Source organism: Coleofasciculus sp. LEGE 07092, assembly GCF_015207375.1.
GTDB lineage: Bacteria > Cyanobacteriota > Cyanobacteriia > Cyanobacteriales > Coleofasciculaceae > LEGE-07092.
This window is the reverse complement of sequence record NZ_JADEWY010000219.1, coordinates 1-5,462: the sequence shown is the minus strand read 5'-3', so window position 1 is coordinate 5,462 and position 5,462 is coordinate 1. Positions and strand designations below refer to the sequence as shown.

At 47.3% G+C, this 5,462-nt stretch carries 5 protein-coding genes and 2 pseudogenes; 1 reads left to right on the top strand and 6 read right to left on the bottom strand.

The genetic code is table 11. The features are described 5' to 3' along the window. Window positions 1–647 (bottom strand): annotated as a pseudogene (locus tag IQ257_RS28610) (hypothetical protein); the annotation flags it as partial. A 508-nt stretch (window positions 648–1,155) separates the two neighbouring features. On the opposite strand from IQ257_RS28610, the gene IQ257_RS28605 reads away from it, so the two are divergent. Further along, window positions 1,156–1,968 (top strand): helix-turn-helix domain-containing protein, encoded by an 813-nt coding sequence (locus IQ257_RS28605; protein ID WP_193882157.1) that lies wholly within the window; start codon window positions 1,156–1,158, stop codon window positions 1,966–1,968. On the opposite strand, the gene IQ257_RS28600 is transcribed toward IQ257_RS28605, so the two are convergent. From IQ257_RS28600 to IQ257_RS28580, 5 genes and pseudogenes are all read right to left on the bottom strand, one after another. Further along, complete coding sequence (locus IQ257_RS28600; RefSeq protein ID WP_193882154.1) at window positions 1,925–2,344, bottom strand: hypothetical protein; 420 nt, start codon at window positions 2,342–2,344, stop codon at window positions 1,925–1,927. The two genes, IQ257_RS28605 and IQ257_RS28600, sit on opposite strands and share 44 nt — an antisense overlap. Before the next feature lie 199 nt (window positions 2,345–2,543). Then, complete coding sequence (gene vapC / locus IQ257_RS28595; protein ID WP_193882151.1) at window positions 2,544–2,951, bottom strand: type II toxin-antitoxin system tRNA(fMet)-specific endonuclease VapC; 408 nt, start codon at window positions 2,949–2,951, stop codon at window positions 2,544–2,546. After that, a complete protein-coding gene (locus IQ257_RS28590; RefSeq protein WP_193882148.1) occupies window positions 2,948–3,202 on the bottom strand; it encodes a hypothetical protein in 255 nt (84 codons plus the stop codon). The genes vapC and IQ257_RS28590 overlap by 4 nt, the downstream gene beginning before the upstream one ends. Before the next feature lie 154 nt (window positions 3,203–3,356). Then, window positions 3,357–3,965: a hypothetical protein gene (locus tag IQ257_RS28585; protein ID WP_193882145.1), complete on the bottom strand. Its 609-nt coding sequence runs from the start codon at window positions 3,963–3,965 to the stop codon at window positions 3,357–3,359. A 257-nt stretch (window positions 3,966–4,222) separates the two neighbouring features. Next, window positions 4,223–5,335, bottom strand: a pseudogene (locus tag IQ257_RS28580) (HsdM family class I SAM-dependent methyltransferase); the annotation flags it as partial. Between the last annotated feature and the right edge of the window lie 127 nt (window positions 5,336–5,462).

The window sequence follows — 5,462 nt, the reverse complement described above, 5'->3', positions numbered from 1 at the left end:
CCAAAAATGTGAAACACCTCAGCGGCAGCGGAAAATTTGCTCTCATCAGATGGTTGCTTTTTTCCAGAAGACCGCTTTTGTGTTAGTGACTCTATTTCAGAAGAGATAACAGCAACCAGAGCATCCCAATTTAGCTGCCAAATCTCTAGCTCTAGCCAAGAAAATTTTTCAAAAACACTCTGGCTTTTGGGGAGGGTGGTTGGGGTATCTGTAGAGATATTCTCTTTAGGAGTAGTCTCTATATAAGGAGGTATGCTCATATTGATCACATCGACGCGATCGCTCTTGGCATCTCGACGTGCTTGTTTTGGACAAATCGACTCCAATAACTCTTGCACCGCCTCGTAGTTAACCGTATACCAGTTGGCTCGGTACAACGTCTTGAGACTGTGTTGCTCAACTAAAATCAGTCCTCGTTCTCGCAGAACGGCGATCGCACGACGGATGGTGCCAATGGATAAAAAGGGCAATTCAACCGCCCACTTCTTGTAAGTTTTGTAAAACCACTTAAACCCGTCGTTTTTCAGTTCCCCAGCTTTCTCAACCCAGTAATGGATCTGCTGCAAGATGAGTGCTTCATTCAGACCAATGGCAGCCGAGAGCTGAGGCAGTACAATCAGCGGTTTTTCCGGTGACAACAGCTTCATGAGTTGCCTCCTTCGGATTGAGTGGCAATGGAAGTGCCGAAGTCTTCGGCGCTTCGAGAAGCCTCAGCGACCACGGCGCTCAGTCTAAATGCGTGAAACTGAGTTCCAATACGGCTCATTTCACCGCATCTGTGTCCCAAAAAATGAACAAGATCCGGTAGGGGGTGGCAAAAACCACCCTCAACGGTTATGATATTCATATCAAATCCTCGCTTTCGCTTTAAGTTTTTAGCGGGGTCGCTCCCAGGTTGTTCTTACCAACGCTGGGTTTCACTATTGTCTCACAGCTTGACGCATTTGCTGACCCATCGCGGCGATTTTTGCCAAAGTGGGTGGTCGTTGAGCTTTGCCGAAACGCGGAAAGTAAGCGTAAGTTCGTAGTTTCTGTTACCATTGTCTTGATTTTTAGATTAGTGTCTGCTCCACCTGTGAAATTTTCTAGGTGGAGCTGACTTTCTTTCTCGTTGCAAGCTAATAGTATCATCGATATAGTCCAGAGCGAGCAACAGTGAACTCCATTTTCAAAGAAGTTTGGCAGAAATTTAAGATTAGCGGCTCAGATTTGGCGCGAGAGACGGGTCTTTCGACGGGGTATATTTCCGAGATTCGCACCGGAAAAGCTAATCCGACGCTGGAGGTGCAGCAACTGCTGCTAGAGGCGATGCAGAAATTAAAACCGGGTGCGAGGCGGTATTACTGTGAGCTGCTGGCAGGGGATGATGAGCTTCAGACTTCGGCTTCCTTCGACATCCTTCGACATGGCTCAGGACAAGTCGCTCAGGACAAGTCGCTCAGTCTAAAGGAGAAGCCAACCGTAGAGGAGCCACCCACGAGTTTTGACAAGTTTATGTTCCAACTGCGGCAGCTTTCGTTCTCTCAAAGTGCGATCGCTCTACGGGAATTGTCGGAAATGGTTGTAGTTTATGCCCAAAAAGATTTAAAAAAAGGGGATGATCCATTACAACCTCGAAGGAAAGCCATGCGAGAAGTACTATCACCTCACAATATGGAAAAATTACGCGGCATTTTCACGGAATTGAAGCGCCTGTGGGATGCTGAAGATAACGAAGTGTGCGATCGCCTGGGGGTGAGTCGCATGACTTGGCGCAATGTTTTAGAGGGAGAGATGACGGTGGAATGGCATCCAAAGACGTTACGAAGGCTGGCTGCCAACTGTCCGGTGGTTATCGGTTGGAAGAATAAGCGTCCAGTTTTTGACGAGCGCACTTACGGCGACGATTACGAAAGTTTCCGTAAGGCACTCGACAATGGTTGCTCTAAAGTTTCACCTCAGCCAATGCTAGGGCGGCTGTCGGACTAATTTGGATAACTTCGAGTTCGACACCCGCTTCAATCGCCTTGCCGTGGCGATCAACGAGTAGTCTTTTGGCACTGATTTTGCCTTGCTGCTTGAGGAATTGCCGCAAGTCGCAGAAATCTTGACGGTATTTGTAATGCTGCCAGCAGTAGGGCATAACCGTTTTGGGTGCCAGGGTTTCCAAGGCTTTGGTGTTGAGCGTTAGGGTGGTTGCACTCCACAAATCCCCTACTGCCAGCGCTCGGTGTTTGAAGAGTTCGGTATAGTTGCAAACCACTTGAATTTTGGCATGAGTCAGAGCCATTTGTGGGCTTCTAAAGCCGCTTTTTGAATAGCATTCGAGTCCTTCTGGAGGAGTAAGACGGTATTGCCAATTCATAAGGCAGAATTATTTCACTAATGGTTGTACTTTCCCAACCTTGAGGTAAACCATTATTCATTCCAAAACTCAAGCTATTTCCTCTCCCTCCAATAATATCGTCAGCGCTTCCATCTCCTCCATCGCCGTCTGCAACCTCACCATAATCTCAGCCGCAAATTCAAAAAAGCGATCGCATACTGGTAACAATCTCTATAACTCACCGCACCTCTTCCCAATCCTCAATCTGTAGTCCATTTACTCGACCGAATTCACCCGTATTATGCGTGACCAAGATTAAATTATTTACTAGAGCAATAGCCGCAATTTGTACATCATAGGGACCAATCGGCGTACCTAATGCCGCCAATTGTGCGCGAACTTGCCCTGCAACCCTAGCCGCTGGCTCATCCAAAGGCAAACTAGAAAACTGACTAAAGAACTGTTCTAACAGCGCTAAATTTCGTTCCAGATTAGCACTGCGATACGCTCCATAAACTAGCTCCATCTGTACAACAGTACACAGATAAATATTTTCTGGCTCTTGTGCCGCCAGCCGAGTTGTAACCGTTGGACTGGTATTATTCAACAATCGAATGCAAACATTAGTATCCAGCAGGTAAGTCAAAACATCTGCTCCCGCGTCTCATACTCTCCCTGCGGTTCGCGCACTAGCGGTTCTCCCACCCAACCCCCAATCACCTCTTCAAAAAAACCAGGAAGCCAGCCCAACTCAAGGGGTGTTTTGACACCCCTTGATGATTCAATTGGCTGATAAATCACCATCACTTCAAACTCTTTATCTTGTACTCCTACAGGAATATCTAGATGTAAAATGCCATCATTTCCTACGTGCGATCGCGTTTTGATACTTTTCATTATTATTGCTCCTCATTCCAAGATGCTTCGTTTCACTCAGCATGACATCCTCAAGCTTCATCCTCCAGCAGTGCTGTCAGCGCCTCCATCTCCTCCATCGCTGTCTGCAACCTCAGCATAATCTGTGCCGCAATTTCAAAAAAGCGATCGCAGACTACTCCAGAATCCCAACTAAAATCCTGACCAACTCTGCCAAATCATCGGGTAAAGTATACGAACCGATATCTCTTGTGATTGTGTATGTACTGCGCTCCAATTTCCCAAATATCCATAACTCCCCAATCGTCACCACTCCATACAACACTTCCGGCGACTCCTCCAACATGGAGAGCGCAATTAACTCTACCGCTAGTTGGGTAAACCCTCGCGTCAAGTCATCTCGCTTTGCTTCAATGACAATTAACCCCCGTTCCGACTGGATAAAATAATCTAGAATGCCCTGAAGTTGCTCATTAACCTTCACAGGATACTCAATCCGCAACAGACGGCGACACATCACCGCTACTCGCGTCAACACCGGAGCAATCAAAATTTCTCGCTTTGCCGTTTCACTGCTGAGAGTAACATAAGGAATCGTCTCTTCAAGCTGCTGCTGTAACTCCGAGAGACGCTCAATCTCACGAGTTGTTTTTGGCAACTGAAGGCGCTGGCGTTCAAACCTATAGCCAAACTCTGCGAGTACTTCATCAGTATCGTTAGGTAACTCAAAGTACGAGCGAAAAGTATAGCTGACTCCCTCTTGCAGAATTTTAGGCTTAGTCATGTGGAATGTTTTGAGTCCATAGTTAGAGATGCTTCACTACGTTCAGCATGACATTTTCCCGCACCCTCATGTCATTCTGAGCGTAGCGCTAGCGTAGCGAAGAATCTAGATGCTTCGTTTCACTCAGCATGACATTTCCCTTATCCTCATGTCATTGGAGAACGGAACGATAGTGTAGTGTTCGCGTAGCGTCTCGAAGAGAAGAATCTCTCTGAGATGCTGCATTGAGATGCTTCGTTTCACTCAGCATGACATCCTCAAGCTTCATCCTCCAGCAGTACTGTCAGCGCCTCCATCTCCTCCATCGCCGTCTGTAATCTCACCATAATCTCAGCCGCGATCGCATCCGGTTCCGGTAAATCCTCTCCAGATTGCAAACTCTCATCCCTTAGCCAGGAAATATCGAGATTATCTCCCCGCTTCGTAATCTCCTCACGAGTAAAACAGCGCCATCGCCCCGTTTCCCCTTCGTCAACACGCCCACTCTTGCCATTCGGGTTATCCCCATACGCCAACTCAAACTCTGTAAAATGCGATCGCGTCAGGGGTATCCGCTTGCCGAAACTGGGCATATTCGTCCGCAAATCATACACCCACACGTCCTTAGTATTACCCTTCTGGGTCGTCCCCCGCTGGAAAAACAGCACATTCGTCTTCACCCCCTGGGCGTAGAAAATCCCCGTAGGTAGCCGTAAAATCGTATGCAAGTTGCACTTATCCATCAAATCAGCCCGAATATTGCTCCCCTGCCCAGCTTCAAATAACACATTATCCGGTAACACCACCGCCGCCCGTCCTTCGGGTAGCAGAGAGCGATAAACGTGCTGCAAAAACACCAACTGTTTATTAGAAGTAGGAAAGGTAAAATCATCCCGCGTCGGAGAGCCTCCCCCTTTCTTCGTGCCAAAAGGCGGATTCGTTAAAATTACATTCGCTTTCCCTAACCGCTGCCCATCCGGTGAGAGAGTATCCCCCAACGTTACCTCCCCCTCAATTCCGTGCAGCATCATATTCATCAATAACAAGCGGTGGGCATCCTGCACCAACTCCATCCCATAAAACGCCTGCTGCCGTTGAAAAACTTGATCAGCTTCTGGCAGCGTATATAACTCGTTAGTCTGTTTTTTAATATAACGGTCAGCCGCAATCAAAAACCCACCCGTTCCCGCTGCTGGGTCTTGAATGAGTTCCCCCGGTTGCGGTTTAATCAGAGATACCATGCAATCAATTAGCGGACGGGGTGTAAAATACTGCCCTGCCCCGGACTTTTTCTCACTGGCATTCTTCTCTAATAACCCCTCATAAAGGTCGCCTAACCCTTCCTCCCGCGCCGAGTACCAGTCTAATTCATCAATACTGGTGACTAATTTAGAGTATTCCAACTAAAAAATGATCCAAAACTTTAGTCACTTCGACAAAAGATTTCAACGAACCATTTTTTCAAAGTTGGTAAGCGGTAAATCTGCTCTTCGATTTGGGCCATTGCTTGTTGTGTAA

Bases quoted from the DNA above. Each gene is read 5' to 3' on its own strand.
- IQ257_RS28590 (WP_193882148.1), bottom strand. From the start codon at position 3,202: ATGAAAAGTATCAAAACGCGATCGCACGTAGGAAATGATGGCATTTTA.
- IQ257_RS28585 (WP_193882145.1), bottom strand. From the start codon at position 3,965: ATGACTAAGCCTAAAATTCTGCAAGAGGGAGTCAGCTATACTTTTCGC.
- IQ257_RS28600 (WP_193882154.1), bottom strand. From the start codon at position 2,344: ATGAATTGGCAATACCGTCTTACTCCTCCAGAAGGACTCGAATGCTAT.